Origin of the sequence: Allorhizocola rhizosphaerae (assembly GCF_003426775.1) — a bacterium.
Classification (GTDB): domain Bacteria; phylum Actinomycetota; class Actinomycetes; order Mycobacteriales; family Micromonosporaceae; genus Allorhizocola; species Allorhizocola rhizosphaerae.
In genome coordinates, this window is record NZ_QJUG01000085.1 from 1 (window position 1) to 25552 (window position 25552).

Annotated in this window: 28 protein-coding genes and 1 pseudogene; 11 read left to right on the forward strand and 18 right to left on the reverse strand. The window is 68.1% G+C overall.

All coding sequences use genetic code 11. The annotated features are described in order from the left end of the window. The 6 genes and pseudogenes from DM816_RS19455 to DM816_RS44590 form a co-directional block, all read right to left on the reverse strand. The coding region (locus DM816_RS19455; protein ID WP_117211679.1) for a GNAT family N-acetyltransferase at positions 1–339 on the reverse strand (339 nt) is incomplete at its 3' end. After that, a complete protein-coding gene (locus DM816_RS19460; RefSeq protein ID WP_117211681.1) occupies positions 336–551 on the reverse strand; it encodes a biotin/lipoyl-binding carrier protein in 216 nt (71 codons plus the stop codon). The genes DM816_RS19460 and DM816_RS19455, both read right to left, overlap by 4 nt. A gap of 231 nt (positions 552–782) precedes the next feature. Then, positions 783–1076 carry a mycothiol system anti-sigma-R factor gene (gene rsrA, locus DM816_RS19465; RefSeq protein ID WP_117211683.1) on the reverse strand — a complete coding sequence of 98 codons (294 nt, stop codon included), beginning with the start codon at positions 1074–1076 and terminating at the stop codon, positions 783–785. Beyond that, positions 1073–1651, reverse strand: a complete 579-nt coding sequence (locus DM816_RS19470; protein WP_117211735.1) for a sigma-70 family RNA polymerase sigma factor — start codon at positions 1649–1651, stop codon at positions 1073–1075. Before DM816_RS19470 ends, rsrA begins: the two co-directional genes overlap by 4 nt. 194 nt (positions 1652–1845) lie before the next feature. Continuing rightward, positions 1846–2397, reverse strand: a complete 552-nt coding sequence (locus tag DM816_RS19475; RefSeq protein WP_117211685.1) for an alpha/beta hydrolase family protein — start codon at positions 2395–2397, stop codon at positions 1846–1848. Positions 2398–2580: 183 nt separating this feature from the next. Next, positions 2581–2916 (reverse strand): annotated as a pseudogene (locus DM816_RS44590) (WhiB family transcriptional regulator); the annotation flags it as partial. 222 nt (positions 2917–3138) lie between these two features. Between DM816_RS44590 and aroA the strand changes: the two are divergent. The 5 genes from aroA (at position 3139) to DM816_RS19505 (ending at position 8572) form a co-directional block, all read left to right on the forward strand. Then, positions 3139–4413, forward strand: a complete 1275-nt coding sequence (gene aroA / locus DM816_RS19485; protein ID WP_246002052.1) for a 3-phosphoshikimate 1-carboxyvinyltransferase — start codon at positions 3139–3141, stop codon at positions 4411–4413. Between the two features lie 71 nt (positions 4414–4484). Next, on the forward strand, positions 4485–5396 hold the full coding sequence (rsgA, locus tag DM816_RS19490; protein ID WP_170318844.1) for a ribosome small subunit-dependent GTPase A: 912 nt from the start codon (positions 4485–4487) through the stop codon (positions 5394–5396). After that, a complete protein-coding gene (locus tag DM816_RS19495) occupies positions 5393–6661 on the forward strand; it encodes an RNA polymerase sigma factor (protein ID WP_246002053.1) in 1269 nt (422 codons plus the stop codon). The genes rsgA and DM816_RS19495 overlap by 4 nt, the downstream gene beginning before the upstream one ends. Positions 6662–6681: 20 nt before the next feature. Next, positions 6682–7485: a histidinol-phosphatase gene (gene hisN / locus DM816_RS19500; protein ID WP_117211692.1), complete on the forward strand. Its 804-nt coding sequence runs from the start codon at positions 6682–6684 to the stop codon at positions 7483–7485. Positions 7486–7591: 106 nt separating this feature from the next. After that, positions 7592–8572 carry a hypothetical protein gene (locus tag DM816_RS19505; RefSeq protein WP_246002054.1) on the forward strand — a complete coding sequence of 327 codons (981 nt, stop codon included), beginning with the start codon at positions 7592–7594 and terminating at the stop codon, positions 8570–8572. Positions 8573–8671: 99 nt separating this feature from the next. On the opposite strand, the gene DM816_RS19510 is transcribed toward DM816_RS19505, so the two are convergent. The 4 genes from DM816_RS19510 to DM816_RS19525 all read right to left on the reverse strand — a co-directional run bounded on the left by DM816_RS19510 (position 8672) and on the right by DM816_RS19525 (position 11244). Continuing rightward, positions 8672–9139, reverse strand: coding sequence for a hypothetical protein (locus DM816_RS19510; RefSeq protein WP_211588769.1), 468 nt, complete (start codon positions 9137–9139; stop codon positions 8672–8674). Between the two features lie 78 nt (positions 9140–9217). Then, positions 9218–9895 (reverse strand): hypothetical protein, encoded by a 678-nt coding sequence (locus tag DM816_RS42735; RefSeq protein ID WP_162907637.1) that lies wholly within the window; start codon positions 9893–9895, stop codon positions 9218–9220. Next, complete coding sequence (locus DM816_RS19520) at positions 9892–10512, reverse strand: RNA polymerase sigma factor (RefSeq protein WP_117211698.1); 621 nt, start codon at positions 10510–10512, stop codon at positions 9892–9894. Before DM816_RS19520 ends, DM816_RS42735 begins: the two co-directional genes overlap by 4 nt. A gap of 324 nt (positions 10513–10836) precedes the next feature. Further along, complete coding sequence (locus tag DM816_RS19525) at positions 10837–11244, reverse strand: DUF2000 domain-containing protein (RefSeq protein WP_117211700.1); 408 nt, start codon at positions 11242–11244, stop codon at positions 10837–10839. 49 nt (positions 11245–11293) lie between these two features. Here DM816_RS19525 and DM816_RS19530 point away from each other — a divergent pair, with 49 nt between their 5' ends. Further along, a complete protein-coding gene (locus tag DM816_RS19530) occupies positions 11294–12067 on the forward strand; it encodes an AraC family transcriptional regulator (RefSeq protein ID WP_117211702.1) in 774 nt (257 codons plus the stop codon). Between the two features lie 20 nt (positions 12068–12087). Further along, positions 12088–14871 (forward strand): glycoside hydrolase family 9 protein, encoded by a 2784-nt coding sequence (locus DM816_RS19535; RefSeq protein WP_117211705.1) that lies wholly within the window; start codon positions 12088–12090, stop codon positions 14869–14871. 212 nt (positions 14872–15083) lie between these two features. On the opposite strand, the gene DM816_RS19540 is transcribed toward DM816_RS19535, so the two are convergent. The 3 genes from DM816_RS19540 to DM816_RS19550 all read right to left on the reverse strand — a co-directional run bounded on the left by DM816_RS19540 (position 15084) and on the right by DM816_RS19550 (position 19456). Next, entirely contained in the window at positions 15084–15368 is a 285-nt protein-coding gene (locus tag DM816_RS19540) for a putative quinol monooxygenase (RefSeq protein ID WP_117211707.1), read from the reverse strand. 338 nt (positions 15369–15706) lie between these two features. Then, positions 15707–18592 carry a glycoside hydrolase family 48 protein gene (locus tag DM816_RS19545; RefSeq protein WP_117211709.1) on the reverse strand — a complete coding sequence of 962 codons (2886 nt, stop codon included), beginning with the start codon at positions 18590–18592 and terminating at the stop codon, positions 15707–15709. 228 nt (positions 18593–18820) lie between these two features. Further along, complete coding sequence (locus tag DM816_RS19550; RefSeq protein WP_117211711.1) at positions 18821–19456, reverse strand: tetratricopeptide repeat protein; 636 nt, start codon at positions 19454–19456, stop codon at positions 18821–18823. Positions 19457–19498: 42 nt separating this feature from the next. On the opposite strand from DM816_RS19550, the gene DM816_RS19555 reads away from it, so the two are divergent. After that, a complete protein-coding gene (locus DM816_RS19555; RefSeq protein WP_117211713.1) occupies positions 19499–20407 on the forward strand; it encodes an ABC transporter ATP-binding protein in 909 nt (302 codons plus the stop codon). A gap of 72 nt (positions 20408–20479) precedes the next feature. Next, a complete protein-coding gene (locus DM816_RS19560; protein WP_117211715.1) occupies positions 20480–21346 on the forward strand; it encodes an ABC transporter permease in 867 nt (288 codons plus the stop codon). Positions 21347–21371: 25 nt separating this feature from the next. Here DM816_RS19560 and DM816_RS19565 read toward each other — a convergent pair whose 3' ends face one another. Then, on the reverse strand, positions 21372–22208 hold the full coding sequence (locus DM816_RS19565) for an MmcQ/YjbR family DNA-binding protein (RefSeq protein ID WP_117211717.1): 837 nt from the start codon (positions 22206–22208) through the stop codon (positions 21372–21374). 41 nt (positions 22209–22249) lie between these two features. Further along, a complete protein-coding gene (locus DM816_RS19570) occupies positions 22250–22693 on the reverse strand; it encodes an HNH endonuclease (RefSeq protein WP_117211719.1) in 444 nt (147 codons plus the stop codon). Positions 22694–22805: 112 nt separating this feature from the next. On the opposite strand from DM816_RS19570, the gene DM816_RS42740 reads away from it, so the two are divergent. Then, the gene (locus DM816_RS42740) at positions 22806–22991 is read left to right on the forward strand and encodes a hypothetical protein (RefSeq protein WP_162907638.1); all 186 of its coding nucleotides are present in this window, start codon (positions 22806–22808) and stop codon (positions 22989–22991) included. After that, a complete protein-coding gene (locus DM816_RS19575) occupies positions 22988–23959 on the forward strand; it encodes a pirin family protein (protein ID WP_117211720.1) in 972 nt (323 codons plus the stop codon). Before DM816_RS42740 ends, DM816_RS19575 begins: the two co-directional genes overlap by 4 nt. Here the strand turns inward: DM816_RS19575 and DM816_RS19580 are convergent. The 3 genes from DM816_RS19580 to DM816_RS19590 all read right to left on the reverse strand — a co-directional run bounded on the left by DM816_RS19580 (position 23940) and on the right by DM816_RS19590 (position 25435). Continuing rightward, entirely contained in the window at positions 23940–24950 is a 1011-nt protein-coding gene (locus DM816_RS19580; protein ID WP_211588770.1) for a LacI family DNA-binding transcriptional regulator, read from the reverse strand. The genes DM816_RS19575 and DM816_RS19580 overlap by 20 nt on opposite strands. Before the next feature lie 4 nt (positions 24951–24954). Beyond that, positions 24955–25098 carry a hypothetical protein gene (locus DM816_RS19585; protein WP_211588771.1) on the reverse strand — a complete coding sequence of 48 codons (144 nt, stop codon included), beginning with the start codon at positions 25096–25098 and terminating at the stop codon, positions 24955–24957. Between the two features lie 133 nt (positions 25099–25231). Continuing rightward, positions 25232–25435, reverse strand: coding sequence for a hypothetical protein (locus DM816_RS19590; protein WP_117211724.1), 204 nt, complete (start codon positions 25433–25435; stop codon positions 25232–25234). Positions 25436–25552: the final 117 nt, after the last annotated feature.

Genomic DNA, 25552 nt, shown 5'->3' on the forward strand with positions numbered 1-25552 from the left:
GCCCAGCTCGCGCGCCCGGGCCAGGCACGCGCGCACCAGGGCCTCGCCCGCCCCGCGCCGCTGCGCCTCCGGCGCGACCGCGAGCATGCGGAACTCCGCCTCGCCCGGCCGCGACACCTCGGCGTAGGAGCTGCCCGGCTGCACGAACAGCACCGCGCCGAGCACGGCCGAATCCGCTTCGCAGACCAGCAGGGTGCCCGCGCCCGACCGGCCCGCGACATCGGACAGCACCGGCTCGTAAGGGTGCTCGGGATGGGTCTGGCCGTCACCGCGGTAGGCGGCCACGGTAAGCGCCCCGATCGCGGCGTAGTCGGACTCCCGCGCCTGGCGAACGATCATTCAATGACCGCGATGAGGTCGCCCTCTTGAACGACGTCACCCTCGTTGACCGCAAGCTGCTTGAGCACGCCGTCGGACTCGGCGACGACCGGGATCTCCATCTTCATCGATTCCAGGATGACCAGCGTGTCGCCTTCTTCGATGTTGTCGCCCACTGCCGCGACGACCTTCCAGACGTTCGCCACCATCTCGGCGCGGATCTCGTCGGCCATTGCCGATCCTCTCTCGTTGGGTCCATGGCACCGCCTGTATCCAATCACGGCGGCACTCGCGCGTGGACCCTAACCTCGCTCGCGGACTACACGAGTGCGCCGACGCCGCAGGACAGCGGACCGAAGGCGGCGTCTGGGCTGGGCGACCCTGGGGTAGGGCCCCAAGATCGGGAGGAAAGACGTCACCTTCTCGGGCGGTCCGCCCGCGACTTGCTTTAGCAGGAGCAAGTATTACAGCTCGCGGCTGGACACTTCGTGGTCGGGGACGAGCTCGGTCAGCTTGGCGCGCAGCCGGGCCCGCAGCTCGGCGGGCGCCCGCTCCTGGCCGCAGCAGCGCGCGACCAGCGCCTTGACCTCCTGCTCGATGCCGTATTCGCGAAGGCAGGGGGAACACTCGTCGAGGTGCTGACTGATGACGCGCCGCCGGTCGTTGGAACACTCGAGATCCAGATAGAGATAGACCTCGGTGAGGACCTCGCGGCAGTCGACCTCGTCGTGCGATTCCTCGTGTGGTGCGTTGGTCATGCCGCGGCCTCCCGGGTCAGGCCATGCTCGATGGCGTAACGCTCAAGGGCCTTGCGCAGATTGCGACGACCGCGGTGCAGGCGGGACATGACCGTGCCGATGGGCGTGCCCATGATGTCCGCAACCTCCTTGTACGAGAAACCCTCCACGTCGGCCAGATAGACCGCGAGCCGGAATTCCTCGGGCAATGATTGCAAAGCTTCCTTCACATCGCTGTCCGGCAACCGGTCCAGCGCCTCCATCTCGGCCGACTTCAGGCCCGATGACGTGTGCGACTCCGCCTCGGCGAGCTGCCAGTCGGTGATCTCCTCGGTCGGGGCCTGCACCGGCTGGCGCTGCTTCTTGCGATAGGAGTTGATGAACGTGTTGGTGAGGATGCGGTAGAGCCAGGCCTTGAGGTTGGTGCCCTCCTCAAACTGGTGGAACGCGGCGAACGCCTTGAGGAACGTCTCCTGGACCAGATCCTCGGCGTCGGCCGGGTTGCGCGTCATCCGCAGGGCCGCCGCGTAGAGCTGATCGACGAACGGCATGGCATCGCGCTCGAACCGCGAGCGCCGCTCGTTGGCCTGCTCCATGTTTGTCACCCGCTTGACCGCCTTCCGCTCAGAAGAGGGTAGCGGTTTGACGGCCACGCCCAGAGCGGGGAGGTCCGTCGTGGGTGGGACCGCGGGCCAATCGGGGGCATTGAGCAGCTGTTCGACGCGGGAGCGGGTGCGCACCATGTGCCGTGCAACATCCTTTTTCCCGATGACATTCCGGCCGGTACCGCTTACGTGTGTTTGCTCACCCAAGTCTTCACCGACTCGGCCAGCGTGGCCAAGTCTTTGCGCAGGTCATGCCGGGCGCCCGGGATGACGACCAGCTCGATGCCGGGCCCCGGCTCGGGCACGCCGAACGGGTCGGCGTCCCCGTTGATCACCAGCGCGGGCACGCCGCACTCGCGCAGCTCGTCGTCGCGTGACTTCTCCGGCTTGCCCGGCGGGTGCAGCGGGAAGGCGAGCGCGATCACGCCCACCGCCCCGCTGGCCGCAGCCGTGCGGCAGGCCACCCGGGCCCCGCTGGACCGCCCGCCCACGATGAGCTTCCCGTGCTTGGGCAGTTGCGCCATGACCGCGAGCCACGCCTCGTCGAGCGCCGGCGCCGGGGCGGGCGAGCGCTTGCCCGCGACCCGGTAGGGCTGGGTCACGAGCGCCACCGCCGCGCCCGCCTTGAGCGCGGCATCACGCGCGGCCACGATGTCGGGCGCATCGACGTCACCGCCCGCTCCGTGCCCGAGCACGACCAAGCACCGGGCCTTTTTCCGGCCCGGTGGCTTGAACATCTCGACTCGCGCGTCCCCGCGCGGGGTTTCCACAAGCACGACTCCTGTTTAACAGGCGACCGTGCGGGCGGCCTCTCTTTTGAGCAACGGCATGTCGGACGGACCCTCGTATCGTGCGTTGACGGGCCGGCGCGGGGCCGGGATCAGCTCACCGGCCGACACGATGACGTCGCCGCCGTCGTCCGGATGGTGCGGTTCTTCCGGCTGGACCGGAGTGCGCCAGGCGACGAGCATCGCGCGCCGTTCGCGCGCGGTGGTGCCGCCCCAGACGCCGTGGCAGTCGCCGACGCTGAGCGCCCAGGCGAGGCAGGCGCCCGCGACCGGGCAGCGCTCGCACAGGTCGACCGCGTCGTCGACGGGCGCCATGGGTACCGGAAAGAAAGTCTCGGGATCAACGGTCTGGCACACGCCCCTGGTGCGCCACGCGTTGTCGTGTCTGTCCGTAACCGCGCGAATCAAGCGAGGATCGCGTCTGGCCGCGGCCACTTCCTGTGGGCGTGGTACTCGCGCCCGTGTCATTGCCCCACCTCCCCCGTGGAGTCGACGGTGGTCACTCCTTGTAATCCCGCCGACGTTGTTGCTTACCGCATCATGAGCGATTGATACAAGGGGTTCACGCAAAATTGGCCTCTCAAACCGTCACGTAAACCCCATAACTCACCGCACCATCGAATGTGACGAATGCGTTCGTGGCACGCCACCCGCACATGCTGGCCAGATCGCGACTGGCAAACTGATGTCGTGAACAAGAAGCCGGCGCCCTGGACCGCTCCGACTGCCCCCCTGCCCGTGCAGACCAGCATCCGCCTGCCCGGATCGAAGTCGATGACCGCGCGAGCACTGGTGCTCTCGGCGATCTCGGTCGGCTCGTCCACCGTGCACGCTCCGCTGCGCGCCCGTGACACCGAGCTGATGGCGGCGGGCCTGCGCGCGCTCGGCTGCAGCGTGTCCACTGTGGACGACCAGCGATGGGAGGTCCGGCCGCGCCCGCTGCACGGGCCGGCGCACATCGACTGCGGGCTGGCCGGCACCATCATGCGCTTCCTTCCCCCGCTCGCCGCGCTCGCCAACGGAGACGTCACGTTCGACGGGGATCCCTACGCCCGCAAGCGCCCGCAAGGGCCGCTGCTGCAAGCGCTGCGCGAGCTGGGGGCCGACATCGAGGGCGACAGCCTGCCCCTGACCGTGCACGGCTCCGGCCGGCTGCGCGGCGGCGAGGTAACCATCGACGCGTCGGCGTCCAGCCAGTTCGTGTCCGGCCTGCTGCTCGCCGCGCCCGACTACGACAACGGGGTCATCGTGCGGCACGTCGGCCCACCCGTGCCCAACGCGCCACACCTGCGCATGACCGTGCAGATGCTGCGCGCCGCCGGTGCCGCGGTCGACGACAGCACACCCAATGTCTGGCAGGTCGCGCCGGGGCGGATGACCGGTCGGGCCTGGCAGATCGAGCCCGACCTGTCCGGCGCGGCCCCGTTCTTCGCCGCCGCGCTGGTCACCGGCGGCCGGGTGACGCTGCGCGGGTGGCCGCGCACCAGCGTGCAGCCGGTGGACCGGGTGCGCCAGCTGTTCGCCGCGCTGGGTGGGCAGCTGAGCCTCGGCGAATCCGGGCTCACCGTCACCGGTACCGGCAAAATTCATGGCGTGGATGTCTCCCTCGCCGATGTGGCAGAGCTGACCCCGGTGGTCGCGGCCCTCGCGACGCTCGCGGACGGCCCGTCGCACCTGCGCGGGGTCGGGCACATCCGGCATCACGAAACCGACCGGCTGTCGGCGCTCGCGTCGCAGCTGTCCGCGCTCGGGGCCGATGTGAGCGAGACGCCCGACGGCCTGGCGATCACGCCGAAGCCCATGACCGGAGGGACCTTCTCCAGCTTCGACGACCACCGCATGGCGCATGCCGCCGCGGTGATCGGGCTGCGCGTCCCGGGCATCGAGCTCGACGACGTCTCGTGCACCGCCAAGACCTTGCCGGCGTTCCCGCGGCTGTGGGCGGAGATGACGCAGACTGCATGAGCCGCAAGCGGGAGTACGACGAGGACGACGTGCGGGTCCGCCCCACGCGCTTCTCGCGTCCCCGCACCCGCATCCGGCCCAAGCATTCCGAAGCCATCGACGGATTCGTCACGGCGGTCGATCGTGGTCGATACACGGTGTCGCTGGACGGCCACGAGATCACCGCGATGCGTGCCCGCGAGCTGGGCCGCAAGTCGGTGGTGGTCGGCGACGAGGTCGCGCTCGTGGGCGATGTCTCGGGCGCGCCGGGCAGCCTGGCCCGGATCGTGCGGATCAACGAGCGCCGGTCGGTGCTGACGCGCACGGCGGACGACGACGACACGACCCCCGAGGGCCGGCTTGAGCGGGTGGTCGTGGCCAACGCCGACCAGATGGTGATCGTTAGCGCGCTGGCCGATCCGCCGCCCCGGACGGGGTTCATCGACCGGTGCCTGGTCGCCGCGTATGCCGCCGACGTCGACCCGCTGCTGTGCCTCACGAAGGCCGATCTCGGTTCGCCGGACTTCGTTTTGGACTATTACTCCACTTTGGACCTGCCGCACGTGCTGACCGCTCCGGCCGACAGTCTCGAAGCGCTGAAGGATGCCCTGCGCGGCAAGGTTTCCGTGTTCATAGGCCACTCCGGCGTCGGCAAGTCCACATTGGTCAATCGGCTGATCCCCAGCGCCGGGCGGGCGGTCGGGGTGGTCAGCGCGGTGGGCAAGGGACGGCACACGTCGACGAGCGTCGTCGCGCTGCGCCTGCCTTTCTCCAAGGGCTCGTGGATCATCGACACGCCGGGGATCAGAAGCTTCGGCCTGGCCCACGTCTCGGCCGACGACCTGCTGCACGGCTTCTCCGATCTGGTCGAGGGCACGGTCAACTGCCCGCCCCACTGCGAGCACCTCGGCGGGGATTGTGCCTTGGACGCATTTGTGACCGACCCGCGCCGGCTCGCCTCCTATCGACGATTGCTGCTGTCCCGTGCTGGAGAGGCGGAGTGAGAGAACTCGAGGACGTCTGGCGGGAGCACGCCGCATCGATGCGCGGGGCGCTGGTCAAGCGGCTGGGCGATCTCGACCGCGCCGAGGAGGCCCTGCAGGAGGCGGTCGCCCAGGCGCTGCGGCACTGGCCCGACGAGGGTGTGCCGGCCAACCCGGCGGGCTGGCTGGTGACCACCGCGTGGCGCAAGGCGGTCGATCAGCTGCGGCGTGAGGAGGTGGGGAAAACCAAAATCGCTTATACGGTACCGATTGGAGCCCCCGATTCCGACGATCTCCTCGCGCTGATCTTCGGTTGCTGCCACCCCAGCCTGCCCGAACAGGCCCGGATAGCGCTGACGCTGCGGGCCGTGTGCGGGTTGACGACCGAGGAGATCGCGGCGGCGTTCCTGGTGCCCGTGCCCACGATGGCGCAGCGGCTCACCCGCGCCAAAAAACTGGTGCGCTCCCGCTTCGGCATCCCCGGTCCGGAGGAGTATGGCGCCCGGCTGGGTGCGGTACTCACGGTCATCTATCTGCTGTACAACGAGGGTTACCTGGCCAACAGCAGCACGACGGCGCAGCGGCGCGACCTCGCCACGCAGGCGCTCGCCCTGGCGCGCCAGCTGGAGCTGCTGATGCCCGGTGAACCCGAGGTGATCGGGCTGGGTGTGCTGCTGGACCTGTGCGAGGCACGTTCCTCGGGACGCTTTGACACGGCGGGAAACCTTGTGCTGCTTGCCGACCAGGATCGGTCCACTTGGGACAGTGCGCTGATCAAGCGGGCGGTGCAGCGGCTGGACCGTGTGCTGCTGCGCAGAAAAGCTGAACTTCTGGGTCGCGGTCGTCTCGCCTCGGCCCCCAGCGGCGACGGCACTGCCGCCGGGTCCACGCGGCCTCCGCTGGCGACCGCCAGACCGGGGCCCTATCAGATCCACGCGGCGATCGCGGCGCTGCACGCGACCGCACCGTCCTATGCGGACACCGACTGGCTGCAGATCCGCATGCTTTACATGGAGTTGCACCGCCACACCGGCAACCCGCTGGCGCTGCTGTCGGCGTCGGTGGCGACATGGCACGCGCGCGATGCCTCGGCCGGGCTCGCCGAGGTCTCCCGGTTGGCGGGCGAGCTTGACGGGTACCGGCTATATCATGCGACAAAGGCCCGCATGCTGCAGGAACTCGGACGGGAGGACGAGGCCCGGTCGGCTCTGGAGCGGGCCCTCAGCCTGACCGTGAATCCGGCCGAAAAGGCACTGCTCACCGACCGCCTTCTCGCGAGCGCGTGAGATCGGCTAGGTTGTCGCCCATGGCACGCCTTGATGACGATCTCGCGCTGGCACACGTGCTGGCGGACACCGCTGATGCGATCTCGATGCAGCGGTTCAAGGCGCTGGATCTCTACGTCGAGTCCAAGCCCGACCTGACGCCGGTGTCCGACGCGGACACGGCGGTGGAGAAGGCGCTGCGTGCCACGCTTGCCCGCACCCGCCCGCGGGACGGTGTGCTCGGCGAGGAATTCGGGGTGACCGGGGCCAACAGCAACCGGCAATGGGTCATCGACCCGATCGATGGGACAAAGAACTTCATCCGGGGGGTGCCGATCTGGGGCACGCTCATCTCGCTGATGGAGGGTGACACGCCCGTGGTCGGGCTGGTGTCGGCGCCCGCGCTCGGACGGCGGTGGTGGGCGGCGCGTGGCGTGGGCGCATATGCCGGGCGGCACCAGGCCAACGCGATCCCGATCAAGGTCTCGGGCGTGCGGCGGCTCGCGGACGCGAGCTTCTGCTACTCCTCGCTGGACGGGTGGGAGCAGACGGGCCGGCTCGCGTCGGTCCTGGATCTGATGCGCAAGACGTGGCGAAGCCGCGCATACGGCGACTTCTACGGCTACATGCTGCTGGCCGAGGGCGCGGTCGACATCATGGTCGAGCCGGAGTTGATGGTGTGGGACATGGCCGCGCTCGTGCCGATCGTGACCGAGGCCGGGGGCACGTTCAGCGACCTGTCCGGGCGGCCCGGGGTGGGCGGGGGCTCCGCCGTCGCGACAAACGGGCAGCTACACGACGATGTGCTGGAGAGACTGACACCCTCCGGACTTCACGCCCTGTGATCGCGGCCACCCACTTCAGTTACTCGGCTCCTACCATGGGCATGGTCGACCCCTAAGGGTCTAAGCTTCGTTGGTGGTCTCTACCGGGTGGTGGTTTCTCGCGGCAATGATCGCCGCCTACGGCATCGCCAACCTGCTGCAGTCCATGGCCGCCACCAAGACCGCGAGCACCGAGACGCTCGACCCAGGGCTGCTGCTGCGGCTGTTCGGACACCGGATCTACCTGGCGGGGCTCGGCTGTCAGATTCTGGGCTTCTTTCTGGCACTGGCCGCGCGGCGCGACCTCCCGCTGTTTCTGGTGCAGTCCGCCGTGACCGCTGGGCTGTGCGTGACGGCCGTGCTCGGGGTGATCTTCCTGAAGTGGAAGCTCCCGCGGGCCGAGATCATCCTGCTGGTGGCCGTCGTGCTGGGCATCGGGGCGCTGGCGGCATCGGCCGAGCCGAGCAAGGGCGAGCAGCTGGGCTGGAAGGGCATCGTCGCGCTGATCGTCGCCCTGGCCATGATCGCGGGTGGGAGTGTGTTCGCGGCCCGGATCAAGGGTGTGCTCGGTTCGGTGGTGCTCGGTTCGATCGCCGGGCTGTGCTTCACCTGCGCGGCCATCGCGGCCCGCCCGCTGGCCGGATCGCAATCGGTGGCGGAGTTCGTGTTCAACCCCCTGCTGTTCCTCGTGATCGCCAACTCGCTGACCGGGCAGCTGCTGCTGGGCCTGGCCATGCAGCGCGGGTCCACCAACGCGGCCGTGGCCGGCATGGACGCGGCCGGAGCCATCCCGGCTGCGGTCCTCGGGTTGCTCGTGCTCGGTGACCGGATGCGACCGGGGCTCGAGCTGCTCGCCGTGGTCGGGTTCGTGGTCACCATGGGCGCGGTGATCGCCTTGACGCGCTATGCCGAGCCCCAGCACGAGCTGGTCGTTGAGCCCGTGCCGATCCCCCTGCGGCGCACGTCGGCCACCGTGCCGGGCCTGCCGCCGCACCCGGCGCGCGGGGTGGCCGAGTGCTCGACCGCGACCGCCAAGACCCACGTGACGGTGGCCCTCCAGCGCCCGCTCACCCGGCCCCAGCCGCAACACGCGGACGTCTCCTCCTGACTGCGCTCACCGCTGCGCGGCCGCGCCAGGCCGGCATGGACGTGATGAGCACGGCGTCGGCAATCCGGCACCGGCCAGACGGCTTCTGTGTGCCTCAGGTCAGGCGCGCTCAAAAGTGAGGTCGAAGTCCTTCCGCCAGGTCCTGCCCGCGTCCTGCGACGCCTCCCAGCGGCCGAGGATCCGGTCGGTCTCGACGTCGGCGATGAAGCGCTGGTGCATGTCCGGGTCCTCGCGGGTCATCGTCCAGTGTCCGCCGTCGAAGGTCATGGCGTACTGGCGGCAGACGCCGCGGTCGTCTTGGTAGAGCGCCACGAATCGGTCGCTCGGGTCGCTGCGCCCGAGGACGAGGCTCATCTCGGAATGCACGTGCCGGCCACCGCCGAACTGTGTGCGCACGGCCAATAATGACTCCCCGAACCATTCGATGGTGGTGATGCCTGGCACCGTGGTGCCGGGCGGTTCGATGAACCAGGCGTTCGAGATCGTCGTCGTCCACTGGCCGACGAGCCCGCCCAGCTTCGCCATTTCGGCGTTGCGCATCATTCCTCCGATCGGTTCGGCCGCCACGCGATGCCAGCCCGGCCACGGTCGGCCCGCGTCGCGGTCCGGCCAGTCTGTGCCATTCACAAGCGCGGGTCAAAGACGTCAGTCGCGGCGGGTGGGGCGGCTCGGTGCGGTTGTCGGCCTGCCGACGGGATCCGGGGGATTCACGTCCACCGGTCGACTGGGCATCGACGTGGGTCTTGTCGGGTGGCTGGGCGTGGGCAGGCCGGAAAACGGAGGTCCGGGCCTGCCGGTCGGGCTGGCGCTCGCCGGGTCGGGCACCGGGCTGGCACCGCGCGTGGAGGTCACCAGGCCGGTGCAATAGTCGCCGATGTTGTTTTCGCCACCGGCGGCTGCCGCGAGGGCTTCCGTCTGCGTGGAGGCGCCGTTGAGGTAGGCGGTGCATTGGCCAACGAGCGCGGGAGAGGGTGAAGGCGCAGGGCTGCGCGACGGTGTGGGCTTCTCACCCGGTACCAAATCATCAATAATGCCGGTGCCGGCGAGGGCGACTCCACCGGCCAGAGCGACCCCGGCGGTTACCAGGGCCACCTTGGCGGTCAGGAGCCTGGCCGGCGCCATGGCGAGGGCGAATGGGAGCCTCCGCCGCCGCGGGCGGAGCTTGGCTTCCCGGAACGCGGCCATGATTTCATGCTCACCGGCCAACGGCTCCCGGGAGGGCTGTGCGGCCGCCGCGCGAAGGATCGCTATGAGCGGATCGTCGTGGCCGGTTTGAAGGCCCAACTCCCGCAATGGGTCGTTGTCTTTCCGCTTTTTTATCATCTGGTACCCCTTGGCGTCGGCGGTGGTGCCGGCCAGTCGGTCGGTGGATGCGGATCGTCGTCCTGGCCCGGTGTGGCGCGAAGGTATTCGGCAAGGCGGCGCAGGCCGCGCAGCGCATTGACGCGGATGGCCCCGGGGCGTTTGCCCACCACCCGCCCGGCGGCGTGGGTGTCAAGGCCCATGACCGCGCGCAGCATGACGGCTTCGGCCTGGTCCCGGGGCAGGCGAGCGATGAGCGCGACGGCCTGCTGGGTGGCGATCGCGTCGGCCGCGAGCTCGGCCGCGTCGGGGCCGTCGCCGGCATCCGGGAGGTCCGATTCGGGCAGTAGTTGGTATGGGCGACGCCGCTGGCGGCGGATGTGGTCGATGGCCCGATTACGGGCGACGGTCGCGGCCCAACCGCGAAACTTGTCGTAGTCGCCGCGGAAGGACGAAAGGTCGCGCACGATGTGCAGCCACGCCTCCGACGCCACGTCCTCGGCCTCGTCGCCGACGAGGACCCACAGATAGCGGCGCAGCAAGGGTTGGGTGGCTCGGTACAGGCTGCGGAAGGCGTCCTCGTCGCCCTCCTGCGCGGCAACGATGGCCTCGGACAGCTGCGCTTCGTCCGTGTTCATCCGCAGCCGAACATGCTTTTCGTCATTGACGGTCGTTTTCTTGATGTACGGAGGCTATGCGGCGTCGGGGCACATCAAAGACCAGCGTCGCCGAGCGGCGTGGTGTCACACCCGGCGGGGGTGTAACGCGCGCGCCGGTGTGAGCGCTGGAACGTGATAGCACCTGCTCCACCATCACCGCGACTTGCGGCGGTGGGCATGAATAGGTCGCCTCCCCACAAGGGCCGCCCGCAGCATCTCACCCCCCACCGCTGCGGGCGGCCTCCTCATCAGACTTCCCGCCGCCCGTGCCCCCCATCGATCCCCCGGGCGGCGGGGCCGTCCTCAGCGATGCAGCATTGCCCCCTTGAGCACCTTGTCCACGGCGTTTTTCGGCGCATGCAGCGCGAGGCCGACGAGGTTGAGGTCGGCGGTCTTGACGGCGCGCACGGCGGCTCGGTTGTCGGCGTCGTTGCCCGTGGCGAACAGGTCCTCGGTGTAGACGGCGACGGTGAGCCCACGCTGCAGCGCACGTTGGTGTGCCGCCGCCAGGACCGCGGAGTCGCCCTCGAACACGAGAACCGGCTGACGGAACATGGCGAGGTATTTCACCCCGTCGGCGTCGGCGTAGAGGTCGCCCAGCAACTCGGGCGCGCCGCCCATGATGGCGCCGGCGAGGAACGCGGTCACGTTGAGGCCCTGCCACTGGGCCAGGTCGTTGCGGAGCAGGACCGCAATCTTGGTGTCGAACACCGTCCCATCGTGATTTCTTTGCAGAAGGCGGGTCTTGTACGTTTTTCACATGGCCGACGTGCGTGCCTGGAAGCCCGCGGTGGACGGGATCGCCGAGGTCTTCCACGCGCACTTCACCACGCACGCCTATCCGCTGCACACGCACGACACGTGGACGTTGCTGATCGTGGATGACGGGGCGATCCGGTACGGACTGGATCGGCACGAGCATGGCGCGTGGCGCGGTGACGTGACGCTGCTGCCGCCGCATGTGCCGCATGACGGGCGTTCCGCGCGCAGTGGCGGATTTCGTAAACGCGTGCTCTATCTGGACTCGTCGGTGCTCGGCGACGACCTGATCGGCGCGGCCGCCGACCACCCGAGCCTGGCCGATCTCGTGCTACGGGAGCAGATCCACCGGCTGCACGAGTCGCTGCTGTGGCCCGAACCGCTGGAGTCGTCGAGCCGGCTGGCGTTGGTACAGGAGCGAATCCGCGCGCACCTGCGTCCACAATGGAGAGTTGCGAAGCCGATCGGCGTGGCGGAGCAGATGCGGGAGTTGATGGACGCACGCGTCGCGGAGGGCGTTTCGCTGAGAGATGCGGCTTTGGCGATCGGTGCCCATCCCGCGCATCTGGTGCGGGCGTTCACGCGCCGATTCGGACTCCCGCCGCACCGGTACCTGACCGGGCGCCGGATCGAGCTCGCCCGCCGCCTGATCCTGGCCGGCATGCCGTTGGCCCAGGTCGCCACGGCCGCCGGGTTCTACGACCAGGCCCACCTCACCCGGCATTTCAGGCGCCATCTTGGGATAACGCCGGGCAACTACTTCACACGGACGTAACGGCACGCTTAAATTAGTCCATGGAAGCGCTCCCACGCATTGGGCTGCTGCTCGCTGCCGTCATGACGGCGGGCTCATTAACCGGCGGCACCGCCCAAGCCGCCCCACCCCCATACAACTACGCCGAGGCCCTGCAAAAATCGGTCTGGTTCTACGAGGCCCAGATCGCAGGGCCGAAGCCCGCCTGGAGCCGCGTTGCCTGGCGCGGCGACTCGGCCATGAACGACGGCGCGGACGTCGGACTCGACCTCAAGGGAGGCTGGTTCGACGCCGGAGACCACGTCAAGTTCGGATTCCCGATGGCAAGCACGACCACCATGCTGGCATGGGGCGCCGTCGAATACCGGACCGCGTACCAGAACAGCGGGCAGCTCACGCATCTGCTGAACAATCTGCGCTGGGTCAACGACTATTTCATCAAGGCACACCCGTCGCCCAATGTCCTCTATGGACAGGTGGGTCACGGTGGGCAGGACCATGCCTGGTGGGGGCCTGCCGAAGTGATGAAGATGGCTCGCCCGGCGTACAAGATTGACGCGTCGTGCGGCGGCACCGACCTGGCCGCCGAGACGGCCGCTGCCATGGCCGCGTCGTCGATGGTGTTCCGGCCCACCGACGCCGCATATGCCAACACGCTTGTCACGCATGCGACGCAGCTGTACAACTTCGCCGACACGGTGCGCAAGAAGTACCACGAGTGCATCACCGACGCGCAGGGCTACTACCAGTCCTGGAGCGGGTTCAACGACGAGCTGGTGTGGGGTGCGATCTGGATGTATCGCGCGACCGGGCAGCAGTCCTATCTGGACAAGGCGCGGCAGTACTACGCCAACCTCGGCACCGAACCGCAGTCGACCATCAAGTCGTACAAGTGGACCCAGGACTGGGACGACAAGTCGTACGGGTCGTATGTGCTGATGGCCAAGCTGACCGGACAGCAGCAGTACATCGACGACGCGAACCGGTGGCTGGACTACTGGACGGTCGGCGTCAACGGGCAGCGCATCACCTACTCGCCGGGCGGCCAGGCGTGGCTGCAGCAGTGGGGATCGCTGCGCTATTCGGCCAACACGGCGTGGGTCGCGTTCGTCCACGCCGATGCGCTGGCGGATACGACGCGGAAGGCCCGCTACCACGATTTCGCGGTCAGTCAAATCAACTACATTCTCGGCAACAATCCGCACAATCGAAGCTACATGATCGGATTCGGCACGAACTCCCCGCGCAATCCGCATCACCGGACGGCACACGGCTCGTGGACCGACAGCATCCAGAACCCGACCGACAACCGGCACCTGCTCTACGGCGCGCTGGTAGGCGGGCCAGGCTCGGCCAACGACTCCTATGTGGACGACCGGAGCAACTTCCAGGCGAACGAGGTCGCCACGGACTACAACGGCGGGCTCACCTCGGCGCTGGTGCGGATGTATTCGGAGTTCGGCGGCACGCCGCTGGCCAACTTCCCGCCCGCGGAGACGGTGGACGACAACGAGTTCTACATCGAGGCCGGTGTGAACGCGTCTGGTACCACATTTACAGAAATGAAAGCCACCGTCTACAACAAGTCTGCCTGGCCGGCAAGGGCACTCACCCAGGGGTCATTCAGATACTATTTCACTTTGGACGGTGCGACGACACCCGCGCAAATCACGCTGTCCTCGGCATACAACCAGTGTTCGGCGCCGAGCGGGCCGACGCAGCTCAGCGGAAACGTCTACTACGTGACGGTTTCCTGTGCCGGGCAGTCGATCGCGCCCGCCGGGCAATCGGACTGGCGGCGCGAGGTGCAGTTCCGCATCGCGAGCTCGGGGACCTGGGATCCCACCAACGACTACTCCTATCAGGTCGCCATCTCGCGCAACGCGAAAATGACACTCTACGATGGCGCGAATCTGGTGTGGGGTACGCCGCCCGGCGGCGGTGACACGCAGCCCCCGACCGCCCCTGGTGCCCCTACCACCGCGGGCATGACCTGCACGACGGTCAACCTCACCTGGGCAGCGTCGACTGACAATGTCGGTGTCGTGGCATACGACATCTACCGGGGCACGACGCTGGTCGGGACGACGCCTAACACGACCTTCACCGTCACGGGCCTGTCCGGCGCGACGACATACACGTTCACCATCCGGGCGCGGGACGCGGCCGGAAACACGTCACCGCCGTCACCGCCGACCACGGTCACCATGCCGGCCTGTCCGGTGGACAACATCCCGCCGTCGCAGCCGGGCACACCCACGGCCTCGTCCATCACTTCGACGTCGGCCACGCTGAATTGGGCCGCCTCGACGGACAACGTGGGCGTGACAGGGTACGACGTCTACAACGGCACGACCCTGCTCGGCACGTCGACCACCAACACGTTCAACGCCACCGGCCTCACACCGTCCACTTCGTACACTGTGACGGTGCGGGCGCGCGATGCCGCGGGCAACGTGTCGACCGCATCGGCGCCTGTCACCTTCACCACGACGGGCGGCGGCGCGAGTTGCGATGTCGCGTACGCTGTGGAAAGCAGTTGGGGCGGCGGCTTCACCGGCAAGATAACCATCAAGAACACGGGCACCACGACCATCAACGGCTGGACGCTGCGATTCCCGTTCACGGCAGGGCAGACCCTGGTGCACGGCTGGTCCGCCACCTGGGCTCAGTCGGGCGTCAACGTGTCGGCGACCGCGCAAGACTGGAACCGCACGATCGCGCCAGGCGCATCGGTGTCGATCGGGTTCAACGCCAGCTGGTCCGGCTCCAACCCGGAACCGACCTCGTTCACCCTCAACAACAACCCCTGCACCGTCTCGTAACCCTCCCCAGGGCCCACGCCGCCGGCCACCCTTCGGCGGCGTGGGCCTCACTTCTGCCCCGAGCGACCCTGGCTCCGCCTAACGCGGCGGTCGCCTTTGGCCTGACGCGGGCCCTCACTTTGCGTCAGACGGCGGATGCCCAGCCACGCGATCCCGACCGCGCCCAGCGCCTGCAGCGCGCTCCACCGGGTGCGGCTCGGGCCAGGAAACGCCTACGGCTCCTCGATGGCGGCGATGCGATATTTGTGCACGTCGGCGGAGAGAATGGGCGGCACGTCGAGCTCCGGGCCGCCGGAGGTGCGGAAGCGGTGCATGTCCTCATCGGACTCCCACCGCTCGAAAACGTTGATGCGCCCTGATTCGATCGGGTCGGCCGCCTGCACGAAATCCAGACACCCCGGCGCCGCACGGGCCCACCGGGCCACATCGGCTACCGCCTCCAGATAGCGATCCCGATCGTCATCGTCTACATGGAGCGTTCCGGCGATGATCAGCATGAACCCAAACTACCGACCGTGTCCGCCGGCGCCAACACGGCGGCTGAGACGGTCGACGCGGGGGCTGGAAGAAACTGCCCGGCACGCCGACGGGCTCCTGCTGATGCCAGATGTGCACAGCTGCTGGCGACGACCACCGCGATGATGCTGTTGCTGTCCATAGGCCTGGCATTGGTGTGCGGCCAGGCCGCCGCTCGCGCGGCGACGAAATGGCGGCCCGCTGGCGACTAGTGCGAAGGCCCGCCCGCTGTAGACAGGGGGTGGGCCGCCTCCGCAGGCAGGAGGCGGCCCACCGGTTTTGGGAGCGGGTGTACCGCGTGCGGTTTACCCGTTACCTGTTACCCGTTGGGGAACAGGTAGGCGAAGTCGGCGAAGGCCATGGCCACGTCGGACTGCGCCCAGAAGCGGTGGTAGGTGAACGTCGGCGCCGGGCCGCCGTTCAGGTAATTCTGGATCTTCTGGAAGTCCGGGTCGGACCGGTAGAACGACCGGATGTCCAGGAAGGACTTGCCGGACTGGATGACGTCGCCGTTGGGCATTTCACCGGTCCAGCCTGGCGGGACGTAGAGGCCGTCGCCCGTCGACGAGTTGTACACGTCGTCGAAGCGGCGGTAGTCCTCGCGGGTCTCCAATGTGGACACGCCCTTCGACTCGGCGCGCGCGAACAGCGCGTCGATGATGGCCTTGCCCGTGTTCTTCGCGGCCGCGTTGTTGGCGCGAGCCGCGTAGAACAGCAGCGTGCGTGCCAGTGCCGCGGCAACGCCGACGTCCTGGCCGGTGCTGGTCACCTGCACGTGCAGGTTGGTGTTGGGCTGCGGGCTGGACGGGTTCCACGTGTTGGGGGCGCCGGTCCACTCCAGCTCGTTCGGGATGGCGAACGTGGTGGCGTTGGCCGTCGTGTTGGCGATCGCCCAGGGCACCCACTTGTCCAGCAGTGCCTTGGCGGTGGCGTTGCCCGTCTGCTGGTACAGCTCCGCGATGCGCTGCATCGACCAGACCTGCATGCCGAACCAGCGGTTCGACGGCGGGTCGTGGTAGACCGGCTTCACATCGTAGAACATGCCGTAGAACGTGGGCGTGCCCGCGGGCGGCTGACCGTAGTCACCCTCCCAGCTGTTGGTCGCGCCACCGGCGATGCCGCCCTCAGCGGACTGCAGCCAGGTGTAGAACTCGAGCTGCCGGTTGAAACTGTTGGTCCAGTCCTGTACTGCGGTCGGGGACTGCGGCCGCAGCGAGGGCACCTGAGTCAGCGCATAGGCTGCCATCGGATTCTGGTACCCGAAATGGTTGAAGCTGGATCCGATCCGCCAGGACCATTGTGCGTTCAGACCGCCACCCCACGCGTAGTACCAAGACATCAGGTAGTGCGCGGAGTCGCGACCGGTGCCCGCCGGGCAGGTCATCGGGCCCACACAGTTGCCAATGCGCTTGAAGTACTTGTCGAACATCGCGTAGCGCAGGTAGTCGCCCATCTTCGCGGCCTTGGAAATGGTCGACGAGATCTGCGACTGCCGGCCCTGCGCGGTCGCCCACTGCAGCGCCCAGTATGCGGCCTGCACGGCACGGGCGTCAGCGTCCGGCGCGTTGGTGTACTTCCATTGCGCCGCAGGCGTTCCGTTGGACTCGCGGGTGAACAGGTCGAGGTAGCCGTTGGGCCCGCCGAAGTTGAGATTGTCGCAGGACGGCTGCGGAACAGTCTCCCACACCGACTCCTGCGGGCCCCTCTGGAAGGTATTGATGTAGGCAGGGCGTGTGGTCCCATTGCCACACCGGCCGAAGCCGTAGACGTTGTCCACGTCGAGCAGCCAGTGCATGCCATAGATGCTTCCGGTGCCGTAGGTGCTCTGCAGCTCACTCCTGAGCGGGTCGGAACCGACGGGCACGTTGGGCTCCAGCAGCGACGGGTACGACGACGGCAGCATGTGCTCCGCCGCGTACTGCGGGGTGCCCGCGGCACCCGCTGTCGGCTGGTCCTGCGCGGACGGGATGATGTACTGCTCCATCACGGTCCACGCCTGGTTGAAGCGCGTCCAGTCCTGGCTGTACCGGCCGTAGTAGGCCTCAAGCCACAGCCAGTAGCTGAACGCCTCGCTGGTGGTCTCGTGCCCGTGGTCGGGCGCCTCGACGATCAGCGTCTCGATCGAGTGGTAAGGCACGCCCTCGGGCGAGAAGTACCCGTTGGCAGGCGCCTTGATCTTGTTGTACTGGTCCAGGAACCGTTGCACGTACACGTTTCCGTCGTTCTCGGACTCGGTGGCCGTGACGACTGCGCTGGTGTAGCCGGTGGCCGCGGCGGTGATCGTGGCCGAGCCGGCTGTGGTGTCGGCGTCCTCGGCGGCCGAGACCGTGGCGTTCTGCACGGTCTGCCAGTTGGACGGGGTGAACGTCAGGGTCGGCGGTGCGACCGTGATGTCGGAGTCACCCGAACGGGACAGCGAGACCGTGACGTTGGCCGACGGCGCGGCCGACAGCCGCAGTCCGAGCGGTGTGTTGCCGCCCTCAGGCACGGTGAGCATGGTGCTCGAGGCCACGATGCCGGGGTTCGGCGACTGCTCCACGATGACCGTCACGTTGGCCGTGTTGGATGCGCCGCCGTTGTCGATCGCCTTGGCCTGGAACACATATGTGCCGACGGGCAAGGCCGTCACCGGCCACTGGTACGGCGCTCCCGTGTCCTCGCCGAGCAGCATGCCGTCGCGGTAGAACTCCACTTTGGACACCGTGCCGGGCGCCGTGTCGGTCGCCGTCGCGTTGATGGTGAACGACGCGGGTGCCGTGTAGCGGGTGTTGTTGGCGGGGCTCGTGATGCTCACGGTCGGGGGCGGGTTGACGCCGCCGCACGTGACGCCGTTGACGGCGAAGGATGTGGGGTTGGAGAAGGTGCCGGACCAGCGGCCTTGGAAGCCGATCTGCGTCGATCCACCCGTGCCGATGTTACGGTTCCAGCTCAGCGGAACGGCCGTCACGTTCTGCCCGGATTGTGAGAAAGTCGCCGACCAGCCGGGCGGGTTCAGCGTCTGTCCACTCGGGAGAGCGAAGGTGAGGGTCCAGCCGGCCCAGGGGTCACCGAGATTGCGGACGGTGATGTTGGTCGTGAAGCCACCGCTGGTGGGACTCTCGTTCCATCGGTTGGGGGTGTAGATCACTTCACAGGCGACCGCGGCATGCGCCGGACCCGCCGATACGGCGACACCCGCGACCACCAGTAGTCCGGATAGCGCCATAGCGATGCGTCTTTTAAAAACCACGAAAACTCCTCGCGGGTACCCGTTGCGGCTTGGCGAAAAGCACGCAACGGCAAAGGGACTTGAGTAGTGACAGGCGACGCCTCTGCCCAGAGTCCACCCGTCGGCGTGTTGCGCTACGACTCCCAGTCGCGAGTGCCACCAGTCTCACATGGAAGCGCTCCCATTCACAAGAGCCATTACGTGACGGCTCCGGGTGAACGTTGGCTAGGCGCTCAGTTCGGCGCGCGCCGACTCGATCCAGTTGATGATGCCGCGGGCGCCGACCGCTTGCGCGGTTGCCATGGCCTCGTCGAACAGGGACTCGGCGGCGGCGTGGTCGCCCGTCTCGTGGGCGTGGAAGGCGAGCGAGAGCAGCCCGGCGGCCACACCCGGCTGGAAGCCCACCTCACGGCGCAATGCGACCGACTGCTCCAGCAGCTCGCGGGCCGTGTCGGGGTTGCCGGCCGCCATCTCGGCGAAGCCGATATGCCGTACCACATAAGAGAGGGTCAGTTTGTCGTCGACGGCCAGGGCCAGGTCGCGTGCGCGCTGCAGGTGCGGGAGCGCGGTGTCGTGGTCACCGTGCACAACCTGGTGATAGGTGCCGAGCCAGAACAGGGCCTCCGCCTCGCCGCGGGTGTCGCCCAGGCCGGAGTACAGCTCGACCGCGCGCTCGAACCGGCCGGGCTGGTATGGCTTGCGGTCGGCCAGGAACTGGGCGTGCACGAGGCGCCCGCGGGCCAGGGCGAGATCAGCCTCCACACTGTCCAATTCGGAGTGGCCGTTGGCCACGGCGCCGTCCTCGCCGCCGAACACGGCCCTTTCGTACCAGTCCTTCGCGCGTACCAGCCGCTCATCCATTGTTGCCCCTCGTTTGTCGTAGGTACCCGCTATGGTGTCCCCATGTTGGACGGGCAGATCGTAGTCTCCGGGCTGACCAAGGTTTATGGCGAGGTCAGGGCGGTCGACGACCTGTCGTTCACCGTCCAGCCCGGCCGCGTGACGGGATTTCTTGGGCCCAACGGCGCGGGCAAGACCACGACGCTGCGCATGATCCTCAACCTCGTCACGCCGACCGCGGGCACGGCGACCATCGGGGGCCGGCGCTACTGCGACCTGCGCGAGCCGCTGCGTGAGGTGGGCGCGATCCTGGAGGCGTCGAGCGCGCATCGCGGCCGCACCGCGCGCAACCACCTGCGGGTGATCTGCGCGGCGGCCGGGTTCCCGCTGTCCCGCGCCGACGAGGTGCTGGAGCTGACCGGGCTGCGCTCGGCGGCCAAGCGAAAGTTCCGGGGCTATTCCTTGGGCATGCGGCAGCGCCTGGGCATCGCGGCCGCGATGCTCGGCGACCCGCGCGTGCTGATCCTCGACGAGCCGGCCAACGGGCTCGACCCCGAGGGCATCCGCTGGATGCGCGACCTGCTGCGGGCGCTGGCGAGCGAGGGGCGCACCATCCTCGTGTCCAGCCACCTACTGTCCGAAATGGAGCTGCTCGCCGACGACGTGGTCATCATCGCCGACGGGCGTTTGGCGGGGCACGGAGAGGTGGCCGGCATGGTCAGCGGCAGGGCGGTGGGCGAGCGGGTGCGGGTGCGCACGCCGCACCCCGAGAAGTTGCTGGCCGAGTTGGGCTCCGAGGTGACCGCGCAGTCCGACCCGTCGGGCCTGCTGATGGTCACCGGCATCAGCGCACCCGCCGTCGGCGCTGCCGCGTTGCGCGCCGGCGTCGAGCTGCACGAGCTGGTCGCCGAGCGGCCCGACCTGGAAGACGTGTTCCTCGAGCTGACCGCGGGCCGGGCGGCGATCCGATGACTTTGAAAAGGGTGGCGGCCCGATGATCCGACTCATCCGCAGCGAGCTCACTTCAGCAAAGGCGGCCCCACGATGATCCGGCTCATCCGCAGCGAGCTCATGAAGGTGCGCACCACCAACGTCTGGCTGGTGTTCACGATCGGCGTGCTGCTGTCCGCGGCCATCATGGCGATCATCTGGATCAACGTGGGCAGCTCGCAGATCGACGAGGCGCGCATCATGTTCGCCGTGCCCGAGGAGTTGTCGCCGAAGGAGAAGGAGGAGTGGATCCGCACGCACGACCTCGGGCCGATCCTGGCCAACACGGCCGCGCAGATCTACACCTCCGGCCAGTTCCTCGGCATCCTGTTCGTGATGCTGCTCGGCGCGATCGTGGTCACCAACGAATACCATCACCAGACCGCGACCGCGACGTTCCTCGCCACGCCCAAGCGCACCAAGGTGATCGTCGCCAAGCTCATCACCGCCATCAGCTTCGCCGGTTTCTACTGGCTGGTGACGACGGTGTTCAACGGCGTCCTGGGCATTCTGTTCTTTTTCTCCGAGGGATACGATCCACAGCTCGGCGATTGGACGGTCATCCGCGCGGTCCTCATGAACGGGCTTGCGTTCGGCCTGTGGGGCATCCTCGGCGTCGCCCTCGGCGTGCTCATCCGCAACCAGATCGGCGCGGTCATCACCGGCTCGGTGCTTTACGTCGTCGGCAGCTACGCCATCATCCTGGTTTACGGCCTGATCTACGCCTTTTGGATAAAGAAGCAGTGGATCCTCAGCTCGATGGTGATCTGGCCCTCCATGGCCTCACAAATCATGGTTTCACCTGAAAAGGTCTACCCGCAGAGCCCCGACTGGTGGGTCGGCGCGCTTGTGCTCGTCGGCTACGGCATCGTGTTCGGCACCATCGGCACGATGATCGCCCGCAAGCGCGACGTGTCCTGAAGATCGGGTCGTTTGAGCGGTTTATCTACATCGATTGCGACATGGTCGTTCTGGAACCGGTCGAGGGCAGCTGCGCCCGAAGCTTTTCGGCGAGGGCGTAGGCCTGCGCCCGCGTCCACGGCAGCACACCGTGCTCGGCCATCAGCACGGGGAACTGCTGCTGCTCCAGCGGCAGGCCGCGCGGGCACGGCACGACGTGCCAATGGACATGCGCGTTGCCCTGCTTGCTGCCCAGCGAGAGGACATAGGTGCGCTCGCTTGGCACGACCGCCTCGACCGCCCGCGCCACCCGGTGGATCACCGCCTGGATCGCCAGATAGGCCTCCAGATCGAAGCCGGCCACCGCGTGCTCGATGTGTGAGCGCGGGGCCACGAGCGCGTAGCCGGGCACGGTCGGATATTTGCTTAGAAACGCAATGTGCGCCCCGTCGTCGTAGAAGACCTCGTGCGAGTCATGCCCTGCGACGATGCCGCAGATGAAGCACGGCTCGCTGCGCACGCGCTCGCGATAGGCCGCCAGGTCCATCGGAATGCGCGACGCCGCAACCTTTTTCGGCACGCACATCCGCCACGACTCGATGATGAGCTCACGCAGCTCGTCGAGATCGATGGCGGCCAGCCGGACGTGGACCCAGTTGTATCTCATGTCGGACTGGCCGGGGAGCATGAACTTGTCCGGCTCGCCCGCGACGAGGGCGGCCCGCTCCCCCTTGGGGAAGCCGAACCCCATCACCGTCTCGTCGGGCGACAGCGACAGGAACACGATCTGCCCGACCCGGAACTTGATCTGGTCGCGCACCAGCACCTCATAGGCCCTCGGCAGGGCCAGCGCAACGCGCCGCACATCCGCAACGGTGATCACGCTGGAACCCTAGCCGAAAGGTGCGACGAAACCGGGCCGCGTCAACGACGCGCGAGTGCCGCCCAGGTTGGTGTGGTGGGGCGCACAAGGAGCGGCATGCGGGCCTCGGCCGGCGTGCGGTCGCCCTTGCGCTGATTGCACACGTAACACGCCGCGACCGTGTTGGCCCACGTGTTGGTGCCACCCCGCGAGCTTGGCAGCACGTGGTCGACGGTCGTGGCCTTGCCCCCGCAGTAGGCGCAGCGATGCCCGTCACGCGCCAGCACACCCGCCCGGGTCCACGTCGGCCCGCGGTTGTGCCGCCAGCGGGTCACGACATAGGTCACCAGCCGCACCACGCGCGGAATCGGGTAGATGCCGATGAGCCGATCCCCCTCGGCCTCATGGACAACCGCGACCTCGCGCAGCAACATCCGGATGGCATGCCGAACGGTGACCCGGTGCAACGGCCCCAGGTCTGCGTTGAGCACCAACACTCCCGTCACTCGGATCACCTCCCAACTTGGCGAGCTCAGGCGGACTCAGGTTAGGCTGGAGAATCGTGGTGGGACAACCGTTTTTCGCGTGACTCCGGCATACCCACGGCCGGATTGTCTAATGTGGACGCGCAACCGAAGACCTGACTCGCGTTACACGGGCTGGGATGCCGACGGCGGGTTCGCCGAGTTTGCCACCGGCCCCGGCCGCGGATTCCCGCACTCGCTCGACCGGGGCGATCAGGCGCTCGCCGATCTGGCCAACGGTCGTCCGAGGGGTGCCGGAGTCCTTACAGTTGAGGCATGAGTAACGTCGAGACCGCTCCGGCCGAGGAGCTCTGCGGTGGCGATGCGGTGGCCGACCAGACGTTCGAGCTGTTGCACGAGCGCGAGGTGGTGCTCGGCACCCGCGACGGCACGACCGTCACCCGCACGCTGCCCAACAAGGATCGCCGCATGGTGGGCGCCTGGTGTTTCCTCGACGCCTACGGGCCGACCGACATTGCGGGCAAACCGGGCATGCAGGTCGCGGCGCACCCGCACACCGGTCTGCAGACCGTGAGCTGGCTGCTCGCCGGCGAGGTCCGGCACCACGACAGCCTGGGCAGCAACCAGCTCATCCGGCCCGGCCAGCTCAACCTGATGACCTCGGGCCAGGGCATCGCGCATGCCGAGCTGTCCCCGCCTTCGCATGGCGATGTGCTTCAGGGGGTGCAGCTATGGGTCGCGCTGCCCCGGGAGAGCGCAGCCGTCGATCCCGACTTCGCGCACCACGCCGACCTTCCGGTGATCGACGCTCCGGGCGCCACGACCACCGTCATCATGGGCTCAATCGACGGCGCGGCGTCGCCCGCACGCACGTTCAGCCCACTCGTCGGCGCGGAGATAGCCGTCGAAACCGCGGCCACGATCCCTCTGCGCAAGGACTTCGAGCACGCCGTGCTGGTGATGTCCGGCGAGGTCGAGGTGGGCCTGGTGACCCTGCGGCCCGGCCCGCTGCTGTACCTCGGGCGCGGCCGCGCCGATCTGCGCATCATGGCGCGCCGGCCGAGCCGGGTGCTGTTGCTGGGCGGCGAACCGTTCGACGAAGAGATCGTGATGTGGTGGAACTTCGTCGGCCGCTCACACGACGAGATCGTCCACTTCAGACAGTTGTGGGAGTCGGGCTCGTTCGCACCCGTCACCGGAGGCTACGCGGGCGGCATCATCCCCGCCCCGCCCCTGCCCACGACACCCCTGAAACCGCGCGGCAGGGTCAGGCCGACTCACGAATGACGAGCTCCGTGGGCAGCACCACGGACTCGGGCCGCTCGCCGCCGTCGATGAGCTCCAGCAGCATGCGCACGGTCTCCTGGGCCACCCGCTCCAACGGCTGGCGCACTGTCGTAAGTAGAGGGTGGGTGGACGCCGCGACGGCCGAGTCGTCGAACCCGCCCACAGCGACATCCTCGGGCACGCGACGGCCCTGCTCGCGAAGCGCGGCCAGCGCGCCCGCGGCCATCAGGTCGGACCCGACGAACACGCCGTCCAGGTCGGGAGCTCGCTTCAACAGCTCAAGCATGGCGGCGTAGCCACCGTGGCGCGTGTAATCCCCTTGCGCGATGAGCTTCTTGGTCGCCTTGCGCCCGAGCACGTCGCAGAACCCTTCGAGCCGGTTGAGCCCGCCGGGCGTGTCCAGCGGCCCGGTGATCGTGGCGATCTTGCGCCGCCCCTGCTCGACCAAGTACCGCGTCATCTGCCGGGCACCCTCCCGGTCGTCGGCCGCCGCGTATGGAATCACGCCCTCACGCCCGAGCACGGCCCCGCACGCGACGGCCGGAAGCGCCAGCGATTCGAGCGCCCCGACGAGCGGATCGCCCGCGTGCGTGGACAGCAGCAGCACCCCGTCGGCGTGCCCGCCGCGCAGATAGCGCACGACCCGCTCGCGGTCGCCGTCATCGCCGGCCACCATCATCACGAGCGCCACGTCCTTAGTCGCCAACCGTCGCGTGGCGACCCGCATCAGCAGGTTGAAGCTGGGATCCTCGAACAGTTTCTCCTGCGGTTCGCACAGCACCATGACAACCGTGCCTGTGCGCTGCGTGACCAGGCTGCGCGCGTTGCGATTGACCACGTATCCCGTCTCGACCACGGCACGCTGCACGGCCGCCCGCGCGGCCGTGCTCACGTAGGGGTCGCCGTTGAGCGCGCGGGAGACGGTGCCCCGGGAAACCCCCGAGGCCCGCGCCACATCGTGGATCGTCGGTCGTCGCCTAGCCCTCGTCACACCACTAACCCTTCAAAGACCCGCCGGACAGGTCGGTGCGCCAGTACCGCTGCATCGTCAGGAACAACGCGATGAGCGGGATGATGGACAGCAGCGCACCCGTGATTACCAGGTTATACAGTGCCGGCTGGTTTGCGCCCGTGGCCAACAGCGTATAGCCCGACCGTCAGCGGGAACTTCCCTGCAGTTCACGATGCCCTCGTGATGTGTCGCTCACAGACACATCAGGCCCGGCATCCGCCCCTGTGAACGTTCACAGAACCATCGACCGACACCTCTTGTCAAGGCTGCCAGACGTCAAGCTCGGCGAGGCGCTGGGCGGCACGCTCAGCGCCGACGAAGTTGGGATGCGGCCGTGCGCGCCCGGCGCGAGCGCCGCGCCTGCCTGATCCAGGAGTGCCCAAAACCCGCTCGCGGGCAGCCTGCTTCGCCTCGCCGATCGCCGCGTCCATCAAGCCGACTCCCTCCGGCAGCACCTCGCGCATTTGACGGTACGCCGCCCACGCATCGAGCTGAGGCGGTCGCCTGCCACGGGAGGACCTGATTCATTCGGCTTGAGGTGTCGGAAGTGTGATAGATATCTGTCGAATTCGTGCCCTGGC

Excerpts from the sequence above, each read along its gene's own strand:
- DM816_RS19460 (WP_117211681.1), bottom strand. The coding sequence starts at position 551 with ATGGCCGACGAGATCCGCGCCGAGATGGTGGCGAACGTCTGGAAGGTC.
- rsrA (WP_117211683.1), bottom strand. The coding sequence starts at position 1,076 with ATGACCAACGCACCACACGAGGAATCGCACGACGAGGTCGACTGCCGC.
- DM816_RS19470 (WP_117211735.1), bottom strand. The coding sequence starts at position 1,651 with ATGGAGCAGGCCAACGAGCGGCGCTCGCGGTTCGAGCGCGATGCCATG.
- DM816_RS19475 (WP_117211685.1), bottom strand. The coding sequence starts at position 2,397 with ATGTTCAAGCCACCGGGCCGGAAAAAGGCCCGGTGCTTGGTCGTGCTC.
- hisN (WP_117211692.1), top strand. The coding sequence starts at position 6,682 with ATGGCACGCCTTGATGACGATCTCGCGCTGGCACACGTGCTGGCGGAC.
- DM816_RS19505 (WP_246002054.1), top strand. The coding sequence starts at position 7,592 with ATGATCGCCGCCTACGGCATCGCCAACCTGCTGCAGTCCATGGCCGCC.
- DM816_RS42735 (WP_162907637.1), bottom strand. The coding sequence starts at position 9,895 with ATGATAAAAAAGCGGAAAGACAACGACCCATTGCGGGAGTTGGGCCTT.
- DM816_RS19520 (WP_117211698.1), bottom strand. The coding sequence starts at position 10,512 with ATGAACACGGACGAAGCGCAGCTGTCCGAGGCCATCGTTGCCGCGCAG.
- DM816_RS19530 (WP_117211702.1), top strand. The coding sequence starts at position 11,294 with ATGGCCGACGTGCGTGCCTGGAAGCCCGCGGTGGACGGGATCGCCGAG.
- DM816_RS19535 (WP_117211705.1), top strand. The coding sequence starts at position 12,088 with ATGGAAGCGCTCCCACGCATTGGGCTGCTGCTCGCTGCCGTCATGACG.
- DM816_RS19540 (WP_117211707.1), bottom strand. The coding sequence starts at position 15,368 with ATGCTGATCATCGCCGGAACGCTCCATGTAGACGATGACGATCGGGAT.
- DM816_RS19545 (WP_117211709.1), bottom strand. The coding sequence starts at position 18,592 with ATGGCGCTATCCGGACTACTGGTGGTCGCGGGTGTCGCCGTATCGGCG.
- DM816_RS19550 (WP_117211711.1), bottom strand. The coding sequence starts at position 19,456 with ATGGATGAGCGGCTGGTACGCGCGAAGGACTGGTACGAAAGGGCCGTG.
- DM816_RS19555 (WP_117211713.1), top strand. The coding sequence starts at position 19,499 with ATGTTGGACGGGCAGATCGTAGTCTCCGGGCTGACCAAGGTTTATGGC.
- DM816_RS19560 (WP_117211715.1), top strand. The coding sequence starts at position 20,480 with ATGATCCGGCTCATCCGCAGCGAGCTCATGAAGGTGCGCACCACCAAC.
- DM816_RS42740 (WP_162907638.1), top strand. The coding sequence starts at position 22,806 with ATGTGGACGCGCAACCGAAGACCTGACTCGCGTTACACGGGCTGGGAT.
- DM816_RS19575 (WP_117211720.1), top strand. The coding sequence starts at position 22,988 with ATGAGTAACGTCGAGACCGCTCCGGCCGAGGAGCTCTGCGGTGGCGAT.
- DM816_RS19590 (WP_117211724.1), bottom strand. The coding sequence starts at position 25,435 with ATGCGCGAGGTGCTGCCGGAGGGAGTCGGCTTGATGGACGCGGCGATC.